Annotated in this window: 27 protein-coding genes; 15 read left to right on the top strand and 12 right to left on the bottom strand. The window is 34.5% G+C overall.

What is annotated here, in order from left to right; all coding sequences use genetic code 11:
* Positions 1–74: 74 nt before the first annotated feature.
* On the top strand, positions 75–953 hold the full coding sequence (era, locus tag V7719_RS14555; protein WP_335730663.1) for a GTPase Era: 879 nt from the start codon (positions 75–77) through the stop codon (positions 951–953).
* 1 nt (position 954) lies between these two features.
* Here era and V7719_RS14560 read toward each other — a convergent pair whose 3' ends face one another.
* The gene (locus tag V7719_RS14560; RefSeq protein WP_335730664.1) at positions 955–1,476 is read right to left on the bottom strand and encodes a GTP-binding protein; all 522 of its coding nucleotides are present in this window, start codon (positions 1,474–1,476) and stop codon (positions 955–957) included.
* Between the two features lie 150 nt (positions 1,477–1,626).
* Here V7719_RS14560 and der point away from each other — a divergent pair, with 150 nt between their 5' ends.
* The 4 genes from der (at position 1,627) to V7719_RS14580 (ending at position 6,167) form a co-directional block, all read left to right on the top strand.
* Positions 1,627–2,934, top strand: coding sequence for a ribosome biogenesis GTPase Der (gene der, locus V7719_RS14565; protein ID WP_335730665.1), 1,308 nt, complete (start codon positions 1,627–1,629; stop codon positions 2,932–2,934).
* 13 nt (positions 2,935–2,947) lie between these two features.
* On the top strand, positions 2,948–5,362 hold the full coding sequence (locus V7719_RS14570; RefSeq protein WP_335730666.1) for a T9SS type B sorting domain-containing protein: 2,415 nt from the start codon (positions 2,948–2,950) through the stop codon (positions 5,360–5,362).
* A gap of 137 nt (positions 5,363–5,499) precedes the next feature.
* Positions 5,500–5,964, top strand: a complete 465-nt coding sequence (locus tag V7719_RS14575) for a hypothetical protein (protein ID WP_335730667.1) — start codon at positions 5,500–5,502, stop codon at positions 5,962–5,964.
* 2 nt (positions 5,965–5,966) lie between these two features.
* Positions 5,967–6,167, top strand: a complete 201-nt coding sequence (locus V7719_RS14580) for a helix-turn-helix transcriptional regulator (protein WP_335730668.1) — start codon at positions 5,967–5,969, stop codon at positions 6,165–6,167.
* Positions 6,168–6,291: 124 nt separating this feature from the next.
* Here V7719_RS14580 and V7719_RS14585 read toward each other — a convergent pair whose 3' ends face one another.
* Genes V7719_RS14585 through V7719_RS14605 form a run of 5 tightly spaced genes read right to left on the bottom strand, consistent with a single transcriptional unit; the run spans position 6,292 to position 9,478 of the window.
* Entirely contained in the window at positions 6,292–7,119 is an 828-nt protein-coding gene (locus V7719_RS14585; protein WP_335730669.1) for a TPM domain-containing protein, read from the bottom strand.
* The gene (locus tag V7719_RS14590) at positions 7,120–7,557 is read right to left on the bottom strand and encodes a TPM domain-containing protein (protein ID WP_335730670.1); all 438 of its coding nucleotides are present in this window, start codon (positions 7,555–7,557) and stop codon (positions 7,120–7,122) included.
* A gap of 3 nt (positions 7,558–7,560) precedes the next feature.
* Positions 7,561–8,160 carry a LemA family protein gene (locus V7719_RS14595; protein WP_335730671.1) on the bottom strand — a complete coding sequence of 200 codons (600 nt, stop codon included), beginning with the start codon at positions 8,158–8,160 and terminating at the stop codon, positions 7,561–7,563.
* A gap of 12 nt (positions 8,161–8,172) precedes the next feature.
* The gene (locus V7719_RS14600; RefSeq protein ID WP_335730672.1) at positions 8,173–8,502 is read right to left on the bottom strand and encodes a MerR family transcriptional regulator; all 330 of its coding nucleotides are present in this window, start codon (positions 8,500–8,502) and stop codon (positions 8,173–8,175) included.
* Between the two features lie 4 nt (positions 8,503–8,506).
* The gene (locus V7719_RS14605) at positions 8,507–9,478 is read right to left on the bottom strand and encodes a M23 family metallopeptidase (protein ID WP_335730673.1); all 972 of its coding nucleotides are present in this window, start codon (positions 9,476–9,478) and stop codon (positions 8,507–8,509) included.
* A 194-nt stretch (positions 9,479–9,672) separates the two neighbouring features.
* Between V7719_RS14605 and alaS the strand changes: the two genes are divergently transcribed.
* On the top strand, positions 9,673–12,288 hold the full coding sequence (alaS, locus tag V7719_RS14610) for an alanine--tRNA ligase (RefSeq protein WP_335730674.1): 2,616 nt from the start codon (positions 9,673–9,675) through the stop codon (positions 12,286–12,288).
* 85 nt (positions 12,289–12,373) lie between these two features.
* Positions 12,374–13,324 (top strand): GSCFA domain-containing protein, encoded by a 951-nt coding sequence (locus tag V7719_RS14615; RefSeq protein WP_335730675.1) that lies wholly within the window; start codon positions 12,374–12,376, stop codon positions 13,322–13,324.
* A gap of 410 nt (positions 13,325–13,734) precedes the next feature.
* On the opposite strand, the gene coaD is transcribed toward V7719_RS14615, so the two are convergent.
* Positions 13,735–14,190, bottom strand: coding sequence for a pantetheine-phosphate adenylyltransferase (coaD, locus tag V7719_RS14620; RefSeq protein ID WP_335730676.1), 456 nt, complete (start codon positions 14,188–14,190; stop codon positions 13,735–13,737).
* A 45-nt stretch (positions 14,191–14,235) separates the two neighbouring features.
* Entirely contained in the window at positions 14,236–15,210 is a 975-nt protein-coding gene (locus V7719_RS14625) for a D-alanine--D-alanine ligase (protein ID WP_335730677.1), read from the bottom strand.
* A 197-nt stretch (positions 15,211–15,407) separates the two neighbouring features.
* On the opposite strand from V7719_RS14625, the gene V7719_RS14630 reads away from it, so the two are divergent.
* The 8 genes from V7719_RS14630 (at position 15,408) to V7719_RS14665 (ending at position 21,399) form a co-directional block, all read left to right on the top strand.
* Positions 15,408–15,968 carry a PASTA domain-containing protein gene (locus V7719_RS14630; protein ID WP_335730678.1) on the top strand — a complete coding sequence of 187 codons (561 nt, stop codon included), beginning with the start codon at positions 15,408–15,410 and terminating at the stop codon, positions 15,966–15,968.
* 3 nt (positions 15,969–15,971) lie between these two features.
* On the top strand, positions 15,972–17,006 hold the full coding sequence (locus V7719_RS14635) for an RluA family pseudouridine synthase (RefSeq protein ID WP_335730679.1): 1,035 nt from the start codon (positions 15,972–15,974) through the stop codon (positions 17,004–17,006).
* Positions 17,007–17,217: 211 nt separating this feature from the next.
* Positions 17,218–17,976 (top strand): peroxide stress protein YaaA, encoded by a 759-nt coding sequence (gene yaaA / locus V7719_RS14640; RefSeq protein ID WP_335730680.1) that lies wholly within the window; start codon positions 17,218–17,220, stop codon positions 17,974–17,976.
* 227 nt (positions 17,977–18,203) lie between these two features.
* Complete coding sequence (locus V7719_RS14645; RefSeq protein WP_335730681.1) at positions 18,204–18,830, top strand: tetratricopeptide repeat protein; 627 nt, start codon at positions 18,204–18,206, stop codon at positions 18,828–18,830.
* Positions 18,831–19,484, top strand: coding sequence for a uracil-DNA glycosylase family protein (locus V7719_RS14650; RefSeq protein ID WP_335730682.1), 654 nt, complete (start codon positions 18,831–18,833; stop codon positions 19,482–19,484).
* A gap of 115 nt (positions 19,485–19,599) precedes the next feature.
* Positions 19,600–20,892 carry a DEAD/DEAH box helicase gene (locus V7719_RS14655; RefSeq protein WP_335730683.1) on the top strand — a complete coding sequence of 431 codons (1,293 nt, stop codon included), beginning with the start codon at positions 19,600–19,602 and terminating at the stop codon, positions 20,890–20,892.
* Positions 20,893–20,950: 58 nt separating this feature from the next.
* Positions 20,951–21,166 carry a DUF6500 family protein gene (locus tag V7719_RS14660; RefSeq protein WP_335730684.1) on the top strand — a complete coding sequence of 72 codons (216 nt, stop codon included), beginning with the start codon at positions 20,951–20,953 and terminating at the stop codon, positions 21,164–21,166.
* Positions 21,166–21,399, top strand: coding sequence for a VF530 family protein (locus V7719_RS14665; RefSeq protein ID WP_335730685.1), 234 nt, complete (start codon positions 21,166–21,168; stop codon positions 21,397–21,399). The genes V7719_RS14660 and V7719_RS14665 overlap by 1 nt, the downstream gene beginning before the upstream one ends.
* Here the strand turns inward: V7719_RS14665 and V7719_RS14670 are convergent.
* From V7719_RS14670 to V7719_RS14685, 4 genes are all read right to left on the bottom strand, one after another.
* Positions 21,389–21,565 (bottom strand): hypothetical protein, encoded by a 177-nt coding sequence (locus tag V7719_RS14670; protein ID WP_335730686.1) that lies wholly within the window; start codon positions 21,563–21,565, stop codon positions 21,389–21,391. The genes V7719_RS14665 and V7719_RS14670 overlap by 11 nt on opposite strands.
* Before the next feature lie 83 nt (positions 21,566–21,648).
* On the bottom strand, positions 21,649–22,023 hold the full coding sequence (locus V7719_RS14675) for a hypothetical protein (RefSeq protein WP_335730687.1): 375 nt from the start codon (positions 22,021–22,023) through the stop codon (positions 21,649–21,651).
* A 25-nt stretch (positions 22,024–22,048) separates the two neighbouring features.
* The gene (locus tag V7719_RS14680) at positions 22,049–22,507 is read right to left on the bottom strand and encodes a tRNA (cytidine(34)-2'-O)-methyltransferase (protein ID WP_335730688.1); all 459 of its coding nucleotides are present in this window, start codon (positions 22,505–22,507) and stop codon (positions 22,049–22,051) included.
* A gap of 16 nt (positions 22,508–22,523) precedes the next feature.
* Positions 22,524–22,931, bottom strand: coding sequence for a DUF805 domain-containing protein (locus V7719_RS14685; protein WP_335730689.1), 408 nt, complete (start codon positions 22,929–22,931; stop codon positions 22,524–22,526).
* Position 22,932 lies beyond the last annotated feature (1 nt).

Below are 22,932 nucleotides of genomic sequence, written 5' to 3' on the forward strand. Positions count from 1 at the left end.
TTGAGCTTATATTTTTAATATCCCATTTGGTAATCTCATCATTATTAATCTTAACTTTGCAAAAAAGTATAGCTATGCATAAAGCAGGTTTTGTAAATATTATTGGTAATCCTAACGTTGGAAAGTCTACCTTAATGAATGCCTTTATTGGTGAGAAATTATCAATTATAACATCTAAAGCACAGACGACAAGGCATCGGATTCTAGGCATTGTAAATGGCGAGGATTTTCAAGTTATTTTAAGTGATACTCCAGGAATCATCAAACCAGCTTATGAGTTACAAGAATCTATGATGGATTTTGTTAAATCGGCTTTTGATGATGCAGATGTTCTCATTTATATGGTAGAAATTGGTGAGCAGGAATTAAAGGATGAAGCTTTTTTTAAGAAAATCACAAGCTCTAAAATCCCGGTATTACTTCTTTTAAATAAAATAGATAAATCAGATCAAGCACAATTAGAATCTCAAGTAGCGCTTTGGTCCAGTAAAGTGCCAAATGCCGAGATTTTTCCAATTTCCGCATTAGAAGGATTTAACGTTAAAGAAGTATTCAGTAGAATTATTGAATTACTCCCAATGTCTCCAGCATTCTATCCTAAAGATCAATTAACAGATAAACCAGAACGATTTTTTGTTAATGAAACCATCCGTGAAAAAATCTTAATGCACTACAAAAAGGAAATTCCTTATGCTGTAGAAATTGATACGGAAGAGTTTTTTGAAGAAGACACAATCATAAGGATGCGATCTGTAATTATGGTAGAGCGCGAGACTCAAAAAGGCATTATTATTGGTCATAAAGGAAGCGCACTAAAACGTGTTGGAATCGAGTCTAGAAAGGATTTAGAAAAATTCTTTGGAAAGCAAGTGCATCTAGAATTATATGTAAAAGTGAATAAAAATTGGAGAAGTAACCAACGCCAATTGAAACGTTTTGGGTATAATAATTAATTTATTCTTCTGCATGTATTCCCTCATTTCTCAACGTATCTCTCATAAAATGATGCAGTTCATACATTTGATCCATTCCGGTTCTTTTACCTAAACGACCACCAAAATAAAGTGCAAACCATATCACCATCATTAATAAGGTGATAAATAATTGTATGGCGTAGTCGTTGTCTAACGACCAATTCACATAAGCCCAAATACCAAAACCAATAAGCAATGCAGCGGCTACAAAATGGAAAAACATAAACATCGTCCAGACAGTTGGGTTTGGTCCAAATAAACCATAAATAATACTTTGGTTATCAGTATCGTCTTTATTGATTTCTAAGTGTAATTGAGGTGACCAAAAATGTTGTTTAGCTTTAGGGATTTTTACAAACACATGATCGTCAATTCGTGATACGATAAAATCCGATTGGATCTCTTTAGTGTCTTCAAATAGTTTTAATAGCATTTCATTATCATGCTTGATATGGAATTTAAACCGAGGTCTTAAAATGATATTATTGGCTGTTGCAGACATTTTATTTTAAAATAGTGCTTCAAATTACTATTTTTTATTCAAACTAGAAGAGGTAGATAATGTTTAATGTTAATTTAACTATGCATCATTACTTATTTAGTATCTTTGCAGCCGCTTACAGGATATGTAATGCAGATAAAAATTTGAATTATGAGTAATATAGTTGCTATTGTTGGAAGACCAAATGTAGGGAAGTCTACCTTTTTTAATCGCTTGATACAGCGTCGAGAAGCTATTGTTGATGCCGTGAGTGGCGTAACACGTGATAGACATTACGGGAAAAGTGATTGGAACGGGAAAGAATTTTCTTTAATTGATACAGGTGGTTATGTAAAAGGAAGTGATGATGTTTTTGAAGCGGAAATTGATAAACAAGTAGAATTGGCTATCGATGAAGCAGATGCCATCATTTTTATGGTCGATGTCGAATCTGGCGTGACTGGAATGGATGAAGATGTAGCAAGATTACTTCGTAAAGTTAATAAACCCGTGTTTTTAGCGGTTAATAAAGTTGATAATAACAAACGTTCAGAAGATGCCGTTGACTTCTACTCACTTGGATTAGGTGAATATTTCACCATTGCAAGTATTAATGGTAGCGGAACAGGTGATTTGTTAGATGCTTTAGTTAAAGCATTACCAGAAATAGAAGAAGCAGTTGAAGAAGATGAACTGCCAAGATTCGCTGTAGTTGGTCGTCCTAATGCAGGAAAGTCCTCTTTTATTAATACACTTATCGGCGAAGATCGTTATATCGTTACTGATGTCGCGGGAACAACAAGAGACTCCATAGATACAAAATATAATCGTTTCGGATTTGAATTCAACTTAGTTGATACGGCCGGAATTAGACGAAAATCAAAAGTTAAAGAAGATCTAGAATTTTATTCTGTAATGCGAAGTGTAAGAGCTATCGAGCATTGCGATGTATGTCTAGTGGTTTTAGATGCAACTCGAGGCTTTGACGGACAAGTTCAAAACATATTCTGGTTGGCAGAACGTAACCGTAAAGGAGTTGTTATTCTTGTGAATAAATGGGACTTAGTTGAAAAAGAAACTAAGACGATGAAGGAGTTTGAAAAGGTCATTAGAAAAGAAATCGCACCTTTTACAGATGTGCCAATTGTGTTTATTTCAGTATTGAATAAACAACGTATTTATAAGGCAATAGAAACAGCTGTTGAGGTCTATCAAAACAGAACAAAAAAAATAAAGACGAGTAAGCTTAATGAAGTGATGTTACCTATCATTGAAAACTATCCGCCTCCAGCTTATAAAGGTAAATTCGTGAAAATTAAATACATCATGCAATTGCCTACACCACAACCACAGTTTGCGTTTTTCTGTAATTTACCTCAGTATGTAAGAGAACCTTATAAACGTTTTCTGGAAAATAGTTTACGTGAACATTTCAATTTTAATGGTGTTCCAGTAAGTGTGTATATGCGTAAAAAGTAAAATTACTTAGCCTATGAAATTGAAGAGTGTTTTTGTGCTTGCTTTTATATTCGGAATTACTGAATATGGCTACGCACAATCTCCTCCATCAATTTCAGTTGAAGGTAATCAAGAATTCTGCGGAAGTGCTCCAATGAATATAGTTACCAACGTCGATATAACCGATCCTGATGCTGGTGATGACACATTAGTTAACGTATTTGTTCAAATTTCCGAAGGCTATACTCTTGGTCAAGATGTCTTGGTTTTGAATGGAACCTATCCTAATATAACGTCAACTTGGTCACTTGCAGAAGGTAAATTGACACTAATTGGACCAGCTACTTTTACGGAGTTTGAAGACGCTATAAGCAATGTGGTATTTAGTACAGTTCAAGCTAATTTTATCGAAAATAAATCGTTCTCAATCAATTTAGGTGATGCCAATTATTTGCCATCAACGGATCATTACTATATATATGTTTCTAACCTTGGAATAACTTGGACAGATGCTAGAACAGCTTCCGAAGGTCTTGATTATTTTGGATTGCAAGGTTATCTTGCAACATTAACGTCGTTAGAAGAGGCACAATTTGCTGGAGAGCAAAGTCCGGGTGTTGGATGGATTGGTGCTAGTGATGAACAAACCGAAGGCGTTTGGCAGTGGGTAACTGGTCCCGAGAATGGTACTGCATTTTGGAATGGAGCTCCAGTAAATAATCAATTTTCTTATTGGAATTCTGGTGAGCCCAATGATGTTAATGGCGAAGATTATGCACACATTACAGACCCGTCCATTGGTATTCTTGGCTCATGGAATGATTTGGCTAATACAGGAGATCTTAATCCTACAAGTCCATATCATCCTAAAGGGTATTTGGTTGAATTTGGCGGAATGCCCAATGATCCCGTTCTTAATTTGTCGGCAAGTACAATAATCGTAACACCAAAGCTTACTTTCGAATCTGATATTGCTTGTGGAGACGGATTATCTGCCTTGAGTTTGACGTCTAATACACCAACCGTATTATGGTTTGATTCACCAACATCAACAGGTGTTCTAAATTCAGGATTCACATATGACGTGTCTTTGATGCAAGCTACTACATTTTGGATCTTACCTTTATTTAATGGTTGTACAGAAGGAAATCGAATTCCATTTACAGTTGACTTTCAAGCAAGTCCAGATGCAGAAGATATCACCATAAGTCAATGCGATGATGAGATGTTAGATGGCCTTACAGTCTTTGATTTTGAGGTTTATTTACTAGATATAACCAATGGCGTTACCCAAAATCGAGACGTTCGGTTTTTTGAAGATGTTAGTTTAACTATTGAGATTGTTGACGATACATATAATAATATATCCAATCCACAAGTCATTTATGCTGAGGTGACAGATACAAGTTCAGGTTGCGCCATGGTTTCAGAAATTGAATTACAAGTTAGTACTCAAGCTATTCTTACAGTGACACTTGAAGCCTGTGATAGTATAGAATCAACTGGACAGGTTACATGGGATTTATCAATGGCAGATGAATTGGTATTACTAGGATTACCTATAGATTCTGAGGTTTTTTACTACGAAACTTATAACGATGCTTTGTTAGAAATTAATGAATTACCAAATAACTTTTTTAATCTAGAGCCTTATAACCATACTATTTATACCAGAGTTGAAGTAGAAAATGCGTGTTATGGTATTGGTCAATTGAATTTGGTAGTAAATCTGATTCCAAATATTTTAACCGAAGAAACCCTATTCTATTGCTTGAATTCATCTCTTGAAACGATTACTTTAAGTGGAGGTGTTATCGGGGATATTCCAAATAATTATTATTATAACTGGTCTACAGGAGAAACGACTATTGACATTGAAGTTAATGAAATAGGAACCTATACAGTAGAAGTGTCATTTGTTGATGGTTGTTCAAAGACCAAGACTATAAATGTATTGCCTTCTAATATTGCAACCATAGAGACTGTTGTGGTTGAAGATATATCATCTAGTAATTCGATTACAATCTTAGTGTCTGGTGAAGGCGATTATGACTATTCTATTATTGGCAGTAATGGACCTTATCAAGAATCTAATACATTCAATAATTTACAACCAGGAATCTACACTGTTTTTATAAGAGATATAAAAAACGATTGTGGTATTGTTTCCGAAGATGTTTCAGTTATTGGGTATTCTAAATTTTTCACACCAAATAGTGACGGATTTAACGATACATGGCAACTAAAAGGAATTTCAGAGCAATTTCAACCGAATAGTAAAGTTTATATTTTTGATCGCTTCGGAAAATTGCTATATACACTCAACTCGCATTCTGATTCTTGGAACGGAACCTTTAATGGAAAACCTCTACCAACAAGTGATTACTGGTTTTCTGCGACACTAGAAGACGGTAGAACCTTTAGAAATCATTTCACGTTAAAACGATAATTTTTAGGATTTATAAGGCGTTTGTTTTCAATGCTTTATAGAAGTAAAAGCAATTATTTTATACAAAAAGTAAAGTAAAGTTTACTTTTTGTAAATTTTTGTTTACTTTTGAATTGTAATTATAAAATTTCAGTCTTATGAAATCAAACTATTTATTATCGAACAAATACAAAATTCCAGGATGGATATTATTAATCTTAGGTCTCATTGCTGGTGTGTTTTTAATGCTTTCTGAATTTGAATCAGATCTGTTAGAAATCAAAGTTTTAGCCATATATAATGGTGATTCTATAATCTCAAATGAAGAAGATGTAGGTTTTTTTAAAATTATCGAAAATAACATCTTAGATGAAATCATTGCCTTAGCCATCATAATTGGTGGCCTTTTGGTTGGTTTTTCTAAAGAAAAAGTTGAGGATGAGTTTATTTATAAGCTTAGAAAAGATTCTTTGGTTTGGGCCATCATTTTCAACTATATCGTTTTGATGTTTGCAATTGTGTTTATCTATGACTTTACATTTTTTAATGTGTTAGTCTACAATATGTTTACACCATTGCTGTTTTTTATCATTAGATTTAATTTCTTAAAAGTCAAAGCCTAACTATGAAGAATAACATCAAAATAGAACGCGCAAGATACGATTTGACTCAGGGCGATTTAGCTGAAAAAATAGGAGTAAGCAGACAATCTATTAATGCTATAGAGAAAGGGAAGTATGTGCCATCAGCATTATTGGCCATCAAGATTGCTCAACTATTTAAACTTCCTGTTGAAGAACTCTTCTTTTTGGAAGAAGGAGAATAATTTTTTATAATAATATCAAGAAAATTTATACGAAAACGGTGTTATATTCGTTTTCTCCAAATTGTGATTTACTAAGAACGTGTGATAAGTCAAGTACAACCTTATCTTGATTGTTTTGTGGTAATTACCAGCTACCGCCTGCGCCTCCTCCCGAGAAGCCTCCGCCACCAAAGCCGCCACCAAAGCCACCACCAGAACTACTTCCACCACCAAAAATGCCGCCACTAGAACTACGTCCGCCGCGATAACTACCACGACCCATATTGCTCAAGATGATAGCATCTAGAATACTTGTACCGTTGGTTCGTGTTCCACCACTTCCATTGCCTCCGCCTTTTCTGTTTTTGGTAATGGCAATAACAAAAATGATAAAAAATACGATCATAAAGAGAACAAACAATACTGGAAACAAATCGTCAGAATTACCGTCTGCTTGTCTGGTCCCCTGGTATTTTCCACTAAGCACCTCAAAGATTGCATCGCAACCTTTATTAAGCCCTTCATAGTAATCACCACGTTTAAACTCAGGGATAATTACATTCCTAGTGAGTTCTCCAGTAATTCCTGCCGTAAGTCTATCGTCAACGCCATAACCTGGTGAAATCCATATTTTCCGATCGTCTCGAGCTAAAAGAATGAAAACACCATTATCTTCTTCAGCTTGACCAATTCCCCATTCATGAGCCCATTTTGGAGTTAAAAGTCCAATGTTTTCTCCTTTCGTAGTTGCTATTATAGCGACTACAATTTGGGTTGAAGTTGTATCAGAATAGCGAATCAATTTTTGTTCTAAACTACTTTTTTCTGAAGAAGATAGGAGTCCGACATAATCATAAACACTTGTCTGTTTTTCGGGAATTGGAGGAATTTCAAATTGCGCATTTGCCGTAATTATAAAACTACTTATAAAGCTAATGAGTACAAATAAAATGATGTGTTTTAGCTTTGACATTTATCCTTTTGATATTTCGTTAGGTAATTCGTTAGCGTCACCATGAATCCATGGAAAGTGTTTTTCTAATTGTTCGCCAGCTATCAAAACACCTTCAATAAGTCCTTGTTTATATCGGTTAGCTTTAAAATGAGATTGCATGATATTCTTAGTGCTATCCCAAAAATTAGTTGGCACGACATCATTAATACCTTTATCGCCATAAATCACAAAGGTTTTAGCATCAATAGCAACATAAATGAGCACCCCATTTTGAAGTTTAGTGTTGTCCATTTTTAAATAATGAAATACTTCCATAGCACGCTCAAAAGCATCACTATTAGAATCACGTTCGATATGAACTCTTATTTCACCAGAGGTGTTTTTTTCGGCATCACGAATGGCATCGATAATTTCTTGCTCTTCAGATTTGCTTAGAAAGGCTTCAACTTTGGACATGTCTTATTTATTGAAGTCAAATTCTACATCTACAGGTTTTTCTGCACCTACTTCTGAATCAAAATATGGTTTGGAATCAAAATCTAATAAACCAGCTAAGAGTGTATTTGGAAAAATCTTGACATGGTTGTTATAGGGTTCAATAGCTTCATTAAAACGAACTCGAGCAGTTCTCACTTCATTTTCAGTACTTGTCAATTCATCTATAAGCTTCAAGAAGTTTTGATTTGCTTTTAAATCTGGATAACGCTCAACAGTTACTAAAAGGCTTTTCAGTGCACCACTTAAACCACCTTGAACTTCATTAAACTTAGCCAATTGTTCAGGAGTGACATTTGATGGGTCTATATTAATAGATGTTGCTTTTGCTCTTGCATTAATTACAGACTCAAGAGTTGATTTCTCAAAATCGGCTGCGCCTTGTACTGTACTTACTAGGTTGTCTATCAAATCATAACGACGTTGATATGAGGTTTCTACGTTACCCCAAGCTTTTTCTACTTTTTCGTTAAGTTTAACAGCGGTATTGTTAAATCCTTTTCCCCAAGAATATAATCCTACTGCTAGAATTGCTATAATAATCCATGGTAGCCATTTTTTCATAATGATATAGTTTTAAAGTTGTGATTTTATTTTGATAAGTTGTGCTTTAACACCTTCGAGTTTTTCGATAATATCAAATTTGTCGAGCGATTGTTTTTTGCCTTCCTTAAGATGTGTTTTTGCACCTTCAAGAGTGAAACCACGCTCTTTTACCAAATGATAGATAAACTTAAGATTCTTAATGTCTTCTGGTGTAAACTTACGGTTACCTTTGGCATTTTTTTTTGGTTTTAAGACATCAAATTCTTTTTCCCAAAATCGTATTAATGAGGTATTAACATTGAAAGCCTTGGCGACTTCGCCAATTCCATAGTAACGTTTTTCAGGAAGTTCAATATGCATAGTCTTAGTCTAAAGATTGATTTTCTAATGATGCTTTTTCAAGTAATCGCGCATATTCTTCCGCAGATAAATTTCCGTAGTAAAAATTAATCGGGTTGATACGTTTGCCATCCTTAAAGACTTCGTAATGTAAATGAGGTGCTTCAGATCGTCCTGTACTCCCTACATAGCCTATTAAATCACCACGCTTTACCTTTTGGTTGGCTTTTACATTGTATTTGTAAAGATGAGCATAAAGCGATACATAGCCATAGCCATGATCTATTCTAATGTGTTTTCCATACCCAGATGAATTACTGTCTGCACGCTTAATAACACCATCGCCTGAGGCGTAAATAGGTGTGCCTCTTGGTGCAGTGAAATCCATTCCAAAATGAAATTTTCGCACTTTAGTAAATGGATCGGTTCTATAACCATAACCTGAAGCCATGTGTTTCAAATCTTTATTTCTTACAGGTTGTATTGCAGGAATAGACAATAAAAAATTTTCTTTGTCCTCTGCCAAAACAGCAATTTCATCTAAAGATCGAGATTGAACATCAATTGCTTTTTGTAAGAGTTCTAGACGTTTTTTGCTCTCTATTATAAGTTTAGAATTATCGTAGCCTTCATATTTTTTATAACGATTCACTCCTCCAAAACCAGCACGTCGCTGTTCTTCTGGAATTGGGTTGGCCTCGAAATATAATCTGTAAATAGAATTATCACGTTCTTCTACGCTTTCAAGAGCAGCAAAGGCATTATCAATATTTTTGTTAAATAAATCGAATTGTAATTGCAAATTGGTCAATTCATGTTTTAATGCACGTTCTCTAGGAGATTCGATAAATTGGCTTGCAATAAAGATAAATAAAAACCCAAATAGGGCTGAAGCTAGTAAGAATATGAATCCGTACTTAATAGTCTTACCTTTCTTACGCACTATTTTGCGGTAAGAAAGTGTTTCGGGATCGTAATGATATTTTACTTTAGACATATCTTAAAAAGTTCTATTTTTGCAAGAATAATAGAACGTAACACAAATATATAAATTGTTTCTTATTTAAAGGAATTAAATAGAAACAAGGTTTTTAATAACTGATTATGAAACATCAAGCAATGATTTAAAGTCATAGTTTTGTTACATTATTGGATGTTTTGTAAGACCAATAAAAAAATAACACCCAGCAAATGAAGTCTCCAGACATTCGAAATACCTTTTTAAACTTCTTTGAAGAAAAAAAGCATAGCATTGTGCCATCGGCTCCAATGGTTTTAAAAGATGATCCTACTTTGATGTTTGTCAATTCTGGGATGGCACCTTTTAAAGAGTTTTTCCTCGGAAATGCGAAGCCTAAGAACAATCGTCTTGCAGATTCACAAAAATGTCTTCGTGTTTCTGGTAAACAAAATGATTTAGAAGAAGTTGGGATTGATACCTATCACCACACGCTTTTCGAAATGCTCGGCAACTGGAGTTTTGGAGATTACTTTAAAAAAGAAGCGATTGCTTGGGCTTGGGAGTTGTTGACTGATAGATTCGGAATCGATAAAGACATGCTTTATATTACTGTTTTTGAAGGTAGTGATGATGCTGATAATTTAAAAATGGATGAAGAGGCTTATGATATATGGAAAAACTATATTTCTGAAGACCGTATCCTCATGGGAAACAAAGATGATAACTTCTGGGAAATGGGAGATCAAGGACCTTGCGGGCCTTGTAGTGAAATTCATGTAGATATTCGTTCAGCTGATGACAAAGCTAAAGTTGATGGAAAAACTTTGGTCAATATGGATCATCCTCAAGTGGTTGAAATTTGGAACCTTGTATTTATGCAATACAACCGTAAAGCAAATGGTTCGTTAGAGAACCTTCCAAATAAACACATTGATACGGGAATGGGATTTGAACGTTTGTGTATGGTATTACAGGGTGTGCAATCCAATTATGATACTGATGTGTTTACACCAATCATTCGGGAGATTGAAACGATAACGGATAAAAACTATGGAGAAAATGAAAAGGTTGATGTTGCAATTCGTGTAATTTCAGATCATGTACGCGCTGTAGCTTTTTCCATTGCTGATGGGCAATTACCAAGTAACACAGGTGCAGGTTATGTGATTCGTAGAATTTTACGTCGTGCTGTACGTTACGGATTTACATTCTTAGATAAGAAAGAACCCTTCATTTATAGATTGGTTGATGTGTTGGTTAAAAAAATGGGTAAAGCTTTCCCAGAGCTTAAGGTCGAACGACAGCTTATAGAAAATGTAATTAGAGAGGAAGAAACCTCATTTTTAAGAACCTTAGATCAAGGCTTAATACTCCTAGATCGTATTGTTGAAAATGCTAATACTAAAGAAATTTCTGGGGCTAAGGTTTTTGAACTTAAAGACACTTATGGTTTCCCAGAAGATTTAACCGATTTAATTCTTCGCGAAAAAGGCTTCACTTACAATGCTGAAGATTTTGAAAAGAAACTTAAAGAACAGCAAGAAAGAGGGAAGCAAGCTTCAGAATTAAAATCTGATGATTGGACAGTTCTTATTGAAGATGATGAACAAGAGTTTATAGGTTATGATGCCTTAGAAGCACAGGTTAAAATCACAAAATACAGAAAAGTCATTTCTAAAAAAGATGGTGAGCTTTACCAATTAGTATTTAATATGACACCTTTCTATGCTGAAGGTGGAGGACAAGTTGGTGATAAAGGGTATTTGGAAGATGCACATGGTGATGTCGTTTATATCATTGATACCAAAAGGGAAAATAATGTAGTGATTCATTTTGCAAAAAGTTTACCTAAACATATAGATGAAACATTTAAAGCATCGGTAGATGCTAAACAGCGTACTAGAACAGAATGTAACCATACCGCTACCCATTTATTACATCAAGCACTTCGAGAGGTTTTAGGAATACATGTTGAGCAAAAAGGATCTGCAGTACACTCAAAATATTTGCGCTTCGATTTTTCGCATTTTTCAAAGCTAACTGTTGACGAATTACGTGATGTTGAAAATTTTGTGAATAGCCGTATCGAAGGAAAATTACCATTACAAGAAAAACGAAATATCCCAATGCAACAAGCTATAGATGATGGCGCAATGGCACTGTTTGGTGAAAAGTATGGTGATACTGTTCGTGCCGTTCGTTTTGGGCAATCTATAGAATTATGTGGTGGAACACATGTGAAAAATACTGGAGATATCTGGCATTTTAAAATTGTTTCCGAAGGTGCGGTTGCTTCTGGTATTCGTCGTATTGAAGGGATAACAAGCGATGCTGTTAAAGATTTTTATTTTGATAATAACAGAGCCTATTATGAGATGAAGAATTTACTTAATAATGCTAAAGAGCCTGTAAAAGCATTACAAAATCTTCAAGATGAAACCACGAATCTTAAAAAGCAAATAGATACCTTACTCAAAGAAAAGGCGAAGTCAATTAAAGGGGATCTTAAAAACGAATTGACAGATGTAAACGACATAAAGTTCTTAGCCAAAAAACTAGATTTAGATGCAGCTGGAATAAAAGATGTATGTTTCGAATTGGGAAGTCAGTTTGATAACTTGTTCTTGTTGTTTGGAGCTGAGAATGATGGAAAAGCGATCTTGTCTTGTTACATTTCAAAAGAATTGGTGGCAAGTAAAGACTTAAATGCAGGAACCATAGTTAGAGAATTAGGAAAGCACATCCAAGGTGGCGGTGGCGGACAACCATTTTTTGCAACTGCAGGTGGAAAGAACCCTCAAGGGATTGAGGAGGCTTTGAAAGCTGCTGAAAACTATTTAAAATAATCTGTCATCCTGAACTTGATTATTCATAGATATTTATTTTAAAAATAGGTATTCATTAATCTTCGATTTCAAAATCTCATGAAAAATGAACCTTCAAACCAAAATACCCTTACAAACACAACAGTTTAATCAAGTCGATTACAACTCAAAAGTGCTGTTATTGGGGTCTTGTTTTTCTGAGAACATAGGCGAGAAGTTTGAGTATTTTAAGTTTCAGCAACTTCAAAATCCGATTGGTATTTTATTTCATCCCTTAGCTATTGAAAGGGCAATTACTAATGCTGTGAATGAAAAAGAATACACCAAGGACGATATCTTTTTTCATAACGAACAATGGCATTGTTTTGATGCACATTCTCGGTTAAGTCATCCTTCCGAAGATCAATTACTTCATGTTTTAAATGATAGTATTACTCGAACTCATCAATTTTTAAAAGAAGCCTCTCATGTGATTGTCACCTTAGGAACGGCCTGGGCATACCGATGTATTGAAACAGATAATCTTGTAGCAAACTGCCATAAGCTTCCGCAGAAAAAGTTTTTGAAAGAATTACTTTCCGTATCGCAAATTTCCGAATCACTGGATGCCATAATGAGTTTGATTAAAACGATAAACCCTAAAATGTCATTCATGTTTACAGTCTCACCTGTTCGACATATTAAAGATGGTTTTATTGAAAACACACAGAGTAAATCACATTTAATTTCCGCCATTCATGAAATAGTAGAGCCTAGATATCACAGTTATTATTTTCCGTCGTATGAAATTATGATGGATGAGCTTCGCGACTACAGATTCTATACTGATGATATGTTGCATCCTAATGCAACGGCCATAAATTACATTTGGGAACGCTTTCTAGAGGTTTGGATTTCAGAAAACACTCAAAGTACAATGAAAACTGTTGATGATATCCAAAAGGGATTAGCGCATCGGCCTTTTAATTCAGAATCGGATGCACATCAAACCTTTCTTCAGCAATTAAAAACTAAAGAGATCTTTATGCAATCTAAGTTTCCGCATATGACTTTCTAAAAACACGACATTTATAGTCTTGTCTTGCATTATATTGCAACTTTGGCCCATTATAAAGTGAATAGTATAGCTATTGTTCTAAAAGATTTAATTAATTAAATCTGGATGTTGAGATTGTGATTGGGTATGCTTTTTTGTAGGATTACGCTTAATCTTTTTTAATTGCTTCTCATCGAAAAAATCACACCCAACTTTGAATAAGTTATATATTCGCCTTGCTATTAATCAATTTTTAAAAGAGCGTCAGTTATTTTAGTTGTCCCAAAAGACCTATTAATTCTGATGCTTTTTTTTGTGTCTTAATTTGATTTTATCAAGAGGAGTATTAAGAAAGTACATTGAAAAAATCTACCGTAAATTATAAGTGCATAATAAACCGGAAGCTGTTCAAAAAGCAAAACGAAACAATCTTATTTAACCCGAACACTATTTGGAACGAGTTTAGTATAGTCTCCATCGTTTCTAATCACATCTCTCACAATTGAAGACGAAATGTAAGAAGTGCTAGCTGCAGTTAGTAAGAAAACAGTTTCAATAGGCGCAAGATCTCTATTGGTATGCGCTATGGCTTTTTCAAATTCAAAATCGGCTGGATTACGTAAGCCTCTTAAAATAAATTCTACATCATTTTTCTCGCAGAAATCTACGGTTAAACCTTTGTAAGTGACCACAGAAACTTTAGGTTCGTCTTTAAAGGCATCTTCAATAAATTGTTGACGTTCTTCAAGCGAAAACATGTATTTTTTTTCGGCATTGATACCAATAGCGACAATGACTTCATCAAAAAGTTTAACACTACGTTGGATAATATCGTAGTGACCTAGAGTTAATGGATCAAAAGACCCAGGAAAGATGGCTCGTTTCATAGTTAAAACAATGTTGCTAATTACACATTCAAAGATACTTAATAATTAATTGAGAGCTTCTTCAATAGCATTCTCAAACAATTCGCTCATGCTTATGCCAGCTTCGGCAGCTTGCTGAGGTAAAATGCTCGCTGCTGTTAAACCAGGAACTGTATTTACTTCTAAAAGATGAGGTTCACCATCCTTGAAAATATACTCGCTTCTACTAAACCCTTTAAGTTTCAAAACTTCATATACTTTTTTTGCAACAACTCTTACCTTTTCGGCAAGATCATCATCAATACGAGCAGGAGTAATTTCTTGAGATTCACCTAAATACTTTGCTTTGTAATCAAAGAAGTCGTTATCTGAGACGATTTCAGTCAGAGGTAATACCGTGAGACGTCCTTTGTAGGTAATAACACCAGCAGAAACTTCGGTTCCATCTAAAAACGATTCTATAATCACTTCGTCATCTTCTTTGAAAGAATCATTAATTGCGGTTTTAAGCTGCTCTTTTTTGTAGACTTTTGAAATACCAAAACTGCTTCCTGCTTTATTTGCCTTTACAAAACACGGTAAACCCACTTTATTTACGATAGCATTTTCATTTATAACATCACCTAAGTTGACAAAATAAGATTCTGCAGTTTTAATTCCGTAAGGTTTTAAAGCACTTAAGCAATCACGCTTATTGAATGTTAAAGCTGCTTGATACATATTACAACTTGTATGCGGAATATCTAGTAATTCAAAATAGCCTTGCATATAGCCATCTTCTCCAGGAGAGCCGTGAATAGCATTAAATACACAATCAAAGTTGATTTTTGTCTCATTGACCAAGACCGAGAAATCATTTCTGTCCATTGGGAATTCTTCGTTTAAATCATTTACAAACACCCATTTGTCTTTAAAAATATGAATGCGATAAGCATTGTATTTAGAGGTATCGAGCGTGTCATAGACGACTTGCCCGCTTTTAAGAGAGATGTCATATTCACTAGAAAAACCTCCCATGATAATGGCAATATTTTTTTTCATGTATGCTGAACTTACTTGTGCTGTATTTATTTCAGTATCTATTAGATGAGAAACCAAAACTTTTTAAGAATCTCATGTATTCGTAATCTTAAACTAACAATAAAACGTATCTATTATTAGTTAAGCTAAAATACCAAATAAACCCATAATAAAAACGCTTTCGTTTTTATATATTTGTCAACATCTAAATTAAGTTCATGAGTCTAATACAGTTTCTTAAGAGTAAGACGTTTTTTAAGCATTTAGGATTGGCTATCATAGCTTTGTTGGTGGTTTTATTTTTAACCATGCAATGGTTAAAGAGTACAACTAATCATGGAGAGTTTATTAAAGTGCCAAATTTAAAAGGGAAAACCTTGGAGACCGTGAAAATTGAACTCGATGATAAGGACTTAGTCATGGAGATTCAAGATTCTGCGAATTATAATCCTAAGTACCCTAAGTTTTCTGTTATTGAGCAATACCCAAAGGCTGGAGCTCAGGTAAAAGAAGACAGAAAAATATATCTCACTTTAAATCCGTCCGGATATCGTAAAGTTCCCGTTCCTAATATTGTTCGTCGTACGTTTCGTCAAGCAAAACCTACTTTAGAAACTTTAGGTTTTGAAGTCGGAAATGTAAGTTACGTAGATGATATTGGTAAGGACGAAGTTATTGCAATAAAATATAAAGGCGAAACCATAAAGGCAGGAGAATTACTGCCACTAACTTCAAAAATCGATGTCGTTTTAGGAAACGGAAAACGAGGATCTAACTAAAACATGACTACAGAACATACAGCAGCAGAACAGAACAACGACGAGTTATTCGAGCATCATGCTTTTACAGCAGATAAAGGTCAGGCACCACTTCGTATCGATAAATATTTAATGAATCGTATTGAAAATGCCACTCGAAATAAGATTCAAACAGCTGCTAAAGAAGGCAGTATTTATGTCAACGATGTTCAGGTCAAGCAAAATTATAAGGTCAAGCCATTTGATAAAATCAGAGTGTTGTTTGAGCATCCTCCATATGAGTATTTGTTAACTCCTGAGGATATTCCGTTGGATATCGTTTATGAGGATGATGAGTTGTTGGTGATTAATAAACCACCAGGAATGGTTGTCCATCCAGGACATGGTAACTATTCGGGAACATTAATCAACGCTCTAATATTTCATTTTGAAAATCTACCAAACAATTCGAGTGATCGTCCAGGATTGGTACATCGCATCGATAAGGATACTAGCGGATTACTTGTGGTCGCAAAAACCGAACAGGCAATGACACATTTGTCGAAACAGTTTTTTAATAAAACGAGTCAACGTGAATATGTAGCAATTGTTTGGGGAAATATGGAAGATGACGAGGGGACTATCGAAGGTCATATTGGTCGTCATCCAAAAAACAGATTACAAAACACCGTTTTTGAAGGCGATGATGAAGAGAAAGGGAAAGCTGCCGTAACACATTACAAAGTTATTGAACGATTAGGTTATGTGACTTTAGTGTCTTGTAAACTAGAGACAGGTCGTACACACCAAATTCGTGTGCATATGAAGTATATTGGTCATACGCTTTTTAACGATGAGCGCTATGGAGGCGAACGCATTTTAAAAGGAACAACGTTCACAAAATATAAGCAGTTTGTAGATAACTGTTTTAAGATCTTACCAAGACAAGCGCTTCATGCCAAGACTTTAGGATTTATACATCCCAAAACAGGAGAGCAATTAAGTTTCGATTCACCTGTTCCAGAAGATATGCAACAGTGTATCGATAAGTGGAGACATTACGCGACGCATATGCAGTAGCAGTTGGGCGTTACCTTTTAATACTTCATGGTATTAAAAGGTCAGGCTCTCGCAAGTCGCTCTCTGTGAGGAGCTCCAACAAGTGCTCCATCCTTAACGCGAACGCATTGCTTCAAAATTAATTTTGGTTATCGTTGTATAGAAATATTTTAAATAATTGAGTTGAAAAATCTTCAATAGAGTTGTAAATTTGACTGTAAAATTGCAATCTATGAAACTCGTATTATCTCCAGCAAAATCTTTAGACTACGATAGTAAACTTCCGACCACTAAAACTACAGAAGCTTGTTTTTTAAATGAATCGGAACGCTTAAATAAACTCCTTAAAAAGAAATCAGCTAGAAGCTTATCTAAGCTCATGCATATTTCTGATAATTTAGGACGATTAAACTATGAGCGTAATCAGGAGTGGAGTTTGCCGTTTACTAAAGATAATGCAAGACCAGCCGTTTATGCGTTTAATGGTGATGTGTACAGAGGTCTTGATGCTTACACTATTGATACTAAAAAACTAGACAAGCTTCAAGATACGGTTCGTATTATTTCTGGATTATACGGATTACTAAAACCATTAGATCTCATGCAAGCTTACCGATTAGAAATGGGAACTAAATTTCCTGTGGGAAAGAACAAAAATTTATATGAGTTCTGGAAAAAGCAAGTCACACAAGCTTTAAATGATGAGTTGCAAGACGATGAATTATTTCTAAACCTAGCAAGTAATGAGTATTTTAAAGCAATTGACACCAAAGCCTTAAAAGTGCCAGTTATTGATATTAAATTTCAAGAACTTAAAGAAGGTAAGTACAAGACTATTGCTATTTTCTCGAAATTAGCCAGAGGTTTAATGACAAGATATATCATTGATACCAATGCCAAAACAATTGCTGATGTGAAGGGGTTTGATCATGATAATTATCGTTACACTGAGAATTTGTCTAGTGATACAGAATTAGTATTCACAAGGTAATTAGGCCTTTTTATTTAGATTTCTTATCGCCTTGTTCTAAATTCGTTTCGGTTTAATAGAATATCCTTTAAGTTAATTGAAATTAGAAACTATACTTTAGTATTTTTAAGCTTTAATCTTATATTTAACATATGCATTATTATTTGGTAATTGCCCTCCAGGCATTTTGTATTTATCATTGGTTTAAGAACAAAAACAACTATTACTGGGTGTTCTTAATTATTTTTTTGCCAATTCTAGGATGCGTTATTTATCTTATTACCCAAGTATATAATAAGCGTGATGTCAATAAGATTCAAGAAGAGTTAACGACGATTATAAATCCTACAAAAAAGGTAAGAGACCTTGAAAGGATTTTGGAGTTTTCAGAAACCTTTCAAAATCGAATTAATCTTGCCGATGCTTATCTTGGGATAAAAGACTATAATAATGCTATCAAGCACTATGAAGAAGCTATCGCTAAAGATTTCCATAATGACAAGCATGCCCTATTTCAATTGATAGAATGTTATTACCATATTGAGGATTATGATAAGGTTGTTTTTTATGCGGAAACGATTAAAAGCGAAACAGATTTTAAAGGGTCACAAGCTCAATTTTTTTACGGGATGTCATTGGCTAAACTTGGGCAAATAGATTTGGCTGAAACCCACTTAAGAGCAATTGATCAGCGGTATTCGAATTATGAAGAGCGTTTGATTTTAGCTCAGTTTTTATTGGATCAAAATAAAACATCAGAAGCTAAGGAGCTCCTAGACGAAATTTATACTGAATCTCAGAATATGACACCACCTAATAAACGAAAATACAGATCAACAATTAGGCAAGTCGAACAACTTTTAAGCACGACCTAATTGTTTTTTCATAAACATCCTTACGCGCCTTTTATTAAAGACGGTACCACCAAACTTATCGTAGGAACCTTGCCGCCTCCAAGATTTAGTACTGGAGAATTACTCGAAAAGGATGTTGATTTTTGCTACGGAAGCTATTATAACTCCCTCTGGTTGTTTATTGATGAGATTCATCAATTGGGTTTGCGGTATGATAATAGTCGTGAAGCGATTAATGAGCGCAAACAGTTTTTAATCAAACAGAAAATTGGCGTTTGTGATATTGTTGAAAGCGCAGAGCGTGAGAAAATTGATGCTTCAGATTTAGGTATGAAGAACATTAAATTGCGAGATGTTATTGGCTATCTAAAACAGTCTCCTAAAATAGATACGCTTTTATTTACTGGCGGAAACAGTAAAAACGGACCAGAATATTTCTTCCGAAGGCATTTAAAGGATTATAGTAAAAAACTGGAGTTAGTATATAATGAAGTTCCAAGAATACATCAATTTGATTTAGATGAGCGCTTAATTAAAACCGTGTCACTGACTTCTGGGTCTGGCGCTGCAAATATCTCAATAAGCAGACTTCCTTTATATAAGCAGTTTAAAGCTAAGAACCCTAAATTCAATACCTTCGATTTTCGGGTTATGCAGTATCGGGAGTTTTTTTAAGTCATTTTTCAATTAGCTCAATTTGATAAGAGCTAACGAATAAATTAGCAGTATCTTTGCCACTAATAAAAAAATGACGCTAAAAATTAGAAGGTCATTTGACCAAAAAAAATTTATGTCATTTCAATCTTTAGGCTTATCTGATGCCTTGTTAAAAGCAATTAGCAAAAAAGGATACGAAACTCCCAGTCCAATTCAAGAAAAAGCCATTCCACCTGTATTAGCAGGTAGAGATGTATTAGCATCTGCACAAACTGGAACTGGAAAAACAGCAGGTTTCACCTTGCCACTTTTGCATTATTTATCTGAAAACCCTAAGGAGAAATTCAGACCTATTCGCGCTTTAATTTTAACGCCAACTCGTGAACTTGCAGCTCAAGTTTATGAGAGTGTTAGAGAATATAGTGAGTTTACAAATATTAAAAGTGCAGTCATTTTTGGAGGTGTAAATCAAAAACCACAAGTTGCCACAATAAGACGTGGTATTGATGTGTTGGTGGCGACTCCAGGACGATTATTAGATTTACAAAATCAAAACCACTTGTCCTTAAAGCGTGTAGAGGTATTTGTATTAGATGAAGCCGATCGAATGCTCGATATGGGATTTCTTAGAGATATAGAACGTGTAATGCAATCCATGCCAGACAAACGTCAAAATTTGATGTTTTCGGCAACGTTTTCAAAAGAAATTAGAAAGCTAGCGAACAGTATTTTAAATAACCCTGTTCAGGTTGAAGCGACTCCAGAAAACACAACTGTAGATGCCATTTCTCAAAAAGTATATCGTGTTGCAAAAGGCAAAAAGCCAGATTTACTTATTAAGCTCATTTCCGAAGGAAACTGGAAGCAAGTACTTGTGTTTAATCGCACAAAGCATGGTGCGAACAAATTGACTAAAAAACTGATTTCAGCTGGCATTAGTGCTGCAGCAATTCATGGGAATAAGAGTCAAGGCGCAAGAACGAAAGCTTTATCAGGTTTTAAAAATGGAAGTGTTCGTGTGATGGTTGCTACTGATATTGCAGCTCGTGGATTAGATATTCCGTTATTGCCGCATGTAGTCAATTTTGAATTGCCTAATATTTCTGAAGATTATGTACACCGAATAGGGAGAACAGGTAGAGCAGGAGCTAATGGTCAAGCTGTATCTTTAGTTAGTGCAGATGAAACCACCTATTTAAAAGATATTGAAAAGTTAATCAGACAGAAAATAGAGGTAGAAATTGTTCAAGGTTTTGAACCAGATCCAAATGCGTCTACTGAGCCTATCAAACAGGGTCAAAATAGACAACCACGAAATTCTCGTAATTCCGGCTCTAGAAATTCTAATAGTTCTGGAGGAAACAGAACTAGTGGGAATAGAAGTAAAAGCAACAACTCTAGACGACGTAACGATAGGAGGAACTAATGTAGTTGTCATTGCGAGTCGATTTTTGCGACGTAGCAAGGTCTAAGTTTATATCATTATGACAGAAGCTTTAAAGCATAAAGTATTGGAAGTTTGCGATAAAAAGATTGCACAAAAAGGAGATGGTGTTGGTGTTTCTTTTTATGCTTTTTTTAAAAACAAAAATGATAATCCAGAGTTGCTTATGGAAGCTGCTACTTGGTGGATTAAGACTAATACATTAGATCACTTTGAAAAAGCAGTAAAAATCAAAAAATTAGCTCAGCAACTTTAATGGAAACCCAAAAGAACAATCCTTTACATGGTATAAAACTTGAGCAAATCGTTACCGATTTACAAGCGCATTATGGATGGGAATATATGGGTTACCAAATCAAGATTAGATGTTTTACTGATAATCCATCAGTGAAATCCAGTTTAAGATTTTTAAGACGTACACCTTGGGCTCGCACTAAAGTTGAGGAAATGTATTTAAAGATGCTCCAAAATAATGCGTCTAAAAAATAACTTCTAGCTCGTCTTCATTGCTATCTTCCTCTTTTATTTCTAAGTGTTCAATTAAGTCTTTTGGTAAGTTGTCCTTTTTGGTGAATTTCATCGGAAAAGGTACAATACAAGCCAAAAAAATCATAAAAATTAAGGCGAGTAACCTCAACGTTTTTTTAATCTTCATAGTATAATTAAGTATGGCATCTACTGGAATGTGATGCTATTAATAATAGGTAATGGTATAGCCAGAAAAGACTATGCAGATAATTACGCTATGAAATCTTCGTAAAGAATTTTGGTATTAAAAGAAGTGTAGAGCTTTGTTTGAAGTTTTTTCGTTTCAATACAAATCGTTTTGTTTGAATAAAATTCGAATGACGTATTGTCTTTTAAATCCTGTATATTTTTAAATGTAAGGAATGAATGATTGAAATAGTTGGAAAACGCAACAAATACTATGTTTTCAACCTTCAGAAAACGAATTGAAAACCTAGTTTCTGGGTGGTATTCATCAACAAGTAAAACTGTTTTAACGGCTTCGTTAGGTGTAGGATTTGTAAGCACAGAGAAGGAGACTAAACTTAATATAAGTGTTAGTCCGTAAAACAAGATGTTAATGTTTTTCAAAGGTCTGATACTCATAGATAAAAATATATCGTTTTAAACCTTAGCTGTGATCTATTTGTTTTAATCCTTCATAAACTGCAATGGCAACTGCATTGGCTAGATTTAGGCTTCTAATATGTTCGCTGAATAGCGGAATTTTATAAAGTTGTTCTTTATACTTTTCTATTAAAGATTTTGGTAGACCAACCGATTCTTTTCCGAAGACAAGAAAAAGGTTATCCTCAAACGGAATATCCCAATGTGATTTATGTGCATGACTGGATAAAAAAGCGAATTTTGCTTCTTTATTAGTTTTGAAAAAATCGGCAATAGACTCATAGATGACCACATCCAAATGTTGCCAATAATCCAATCCAGCACGCTTTAATCTCTTATCACTTAGCTCAAAACCAAATGGTTTTACTAAATGGAGCTTAGATCCAGTAGCTAAAGCTAATCGGCCAATATTTCCTGTATTGTTTGGGATTTCGGGTTCGAATAAAACGATGTTAATTGACATTTATAAAGGGTTTTTATTATTCATTTAAGCTACCTATTTCTTCTATTTCGTTAAAATCCTCTCCTTTTGGATCTGGTCCATATTGATTTTGTCCATATTCTCCTTCGGTAGCAACAAGTATAATATACCAAATACGACCAATTAATGGAATCATATTAATAAATATATACCCTCCACTTTTTCCAGTATCGTGAAGTCTTCTAACATTAAGTGCTAACCAAGGGATTAAAGTTCCTAGACAATAGATCCCTAAAATAGAACCAACTACCGGTGAACCAAATACATCATCCACAAGAGAAGCATATGACAATACTAATCCTAGAATGACTAATTGAACTAATACAAACATCCAATATTCTTTGCGTCTTGCTCTACCTGAGAAATTCGCGTAATTGTGTTTGATGACTTGTAAGTACCAATACATT

Source organism: Psychroserpens sp. (genome assembly GCF_036960315.1).
Classification (GTDB): domain Bacteria; phylum Bacteroidota; class Bacteroidia; order Flavobacteriales; family Flavobacteriaceae; genus Psychroserpens.